The organism is Leucobacter japonicus (assembly GCF_001273855.1).
GTDB lineage: Bacteria > Actinomycetota > Actinomycetes > Actinomycetales > Microbacteriaceae > Leucobacter > Leucobacter japonicus.
Genome location: NZ_JHBX01000028.1, coordinates 1 through 265 on the forward strand (window position 1 = coordinate 1; position 265 = coordinate 265).

Sequence of the window (265 nt, forward strand, 5' to 3'; positions counted from 1 at the left end):
GCCCCAGGGCGGGCTTGTTCACCTCTCGCAGCGAGTCCAGCTGCTTGATGAACCTGCCATGATGGATGTTCTCGATCGCGACGAGCCTGATGAAGTCGCCGTGCGCGAGATGGTGGTCGTAGGTGAGCTCGGCCAGCCGCCGCACGGCTTCGGCCGGTTCGAGGCCGTCGACCTGGAGCTCCCGCTCCGCCTCCCTGATCCCGCGATAGGCGTTCTCGAGCACCGCCAGATACAGCTGCTCCTTGCCGCCGAAGTAGTAGTAGAT

At 64.5% G+C, this 265-nt stretch carries 1 pseudogene; it reads right to left on the reverse strand.

Annotated features, from left to right (window positions below):
• A pseudogene (locus tag AMS67_RS17545) lies at window positions 1-265 on the reverse strand (TetR/AcrR family transcriptional regulator); the annotation flags it as partial.